Raw genomic sequence first — 1,028 nt, 5'->3', positions numbered from 1 at the left:
GAGAGTACAAAACGGTCGCGATCAGCCCACTCTGGGTTTGATGGGTTGTGGTTTAGGTGGCCACGCCAAAGAACTTCAGCGATGTCCGCCATACCCATAGGTGCGCCTGGGTGGCCTGAGTTTGCTTTTTGTACGCCGTCCATGCTGAGTGCGCGGATTGCATTAGCGAGATGTTTACGAGAAGGCATGTCTGCTCCTGAGTGCATTAAAGCGAATTGATAACATAGAAAATCGAGTGGTGATTATTTTCGCAAAGCAATCTCTCGACTGCAAACGATTTACCTGAACAATTTGTGGAAATGTAAGCGTACTTAATTGCCATTCAACTGTAGAAAAAAACATTTTCTCACTCGATTAAGCAAACGTTTGGTTTTCGCTAATAATAAAAAAGAGCTTGTAATTCGAGCATTCAAAACTAGAATAGACGTCTAGATGTAGAAACACCTACAAAAATTATTGTATTTCCTACTGCTGGAGCATGCATTCTCACAGCAGATTAGATTAATAAAAGTGGAGCTCTCAATGGCTAAGCACCTGTTTACTTCTGAGTCGGTTTCAGAAGGTCATCCAGATAAAATTGCAGACCAGATTCTGATGCGGTTCTTGATGCGATTCTTGAACAAGACCCAAAAGTCGCGTGTTGCATGTGAAACGTTACGTAAAAACTGGCATGGTAATGGTCGGTCGGTGAAATCACCACTTCTGCATGGGTTGATATCGAAGAGTTAACTCGTGAAACTGTGCGTGAAATTGGTTATGTACATTCAGATATGGTTCGATGCAACTCATGATGCAGTACTGAACACTATCGGTAAACAGTCTCCAGACATCAACCAAGGTGTTGATAAAGCCGATCCTAAAGAGCAAGGCGCGGGCGACCAAGGCATCATGTCGTTACGCATGTAACGAAACTGAAGTTCTTATGCCAGCACCCATCACTTACGCTCACCGTTTGATGGAGCGTCAAGCAAAAGTTCGTAAAGATGGCACACTGCCATGGTTGCGTCCTGATGCAAAATCACAGGTTA

The 1,028-nt window shown here is 43.8% G+C and carries 4 protein-coding genes; 3 read left to right on the top strand and 1 reads right to left on the bottom strand.

Annotated features, from left to right (window positions below; all coding sequences use genetic code 11):
* A partial coding sequence (locus tag CIK04_RS27750; protein WP_176463455.1) for a hypothetical protein occupies positions 1-188 on the bottom strand: 188 nt, incomplete at its 3' end.
* 334 nt (positions 189-522) lie between these two features.
* Here CIK04_RS27750 and CIK04_RS34500 point away from each other — a divergent pair.
* The 3 genes from CIK04_RS34500 to CIK04_RS34490 all read left to right on the top strand — a co-directional run.
* Positions 523-729 (top strand): S-adenosylmethionine synthetase N-terminal domain-containing protein, encoded by a 207-nt coding sequence (locus CIK04_RS34500; RefSeq protein ID WP_325205922.1) that lies wholly within the window; start codon positions 523-525, stop codon positions 727-729.
* Positions 730-756: 27 nt separating this feature from the next.
* Complete coding sequence (locus CIK04_RS34495) at positions 757-906, top strand: hypothetical protein (protein WP_325205921.1); 150 nt, start codon at positions 757-759, stop codon at positions 904-906.
* A gap of 16 nt (positions 907-922) precedes the next feature.
* Positions 923-1,028 (top strand): hypothetical protein (locus CIK04_RS34490; RefSeq protein ID WP_369597177.1); only part of this gene is annotated, 106 nt, incomplete at its 3' end.

The sequence above is a fragment of the Vibrio sp. 03_296 genome (genome assembly GCF_002265885.1).
Note: the sequence above shows the minus strand (reverse complement) of the source record. Positions and strands in the feature narration are given on the sequence as shown.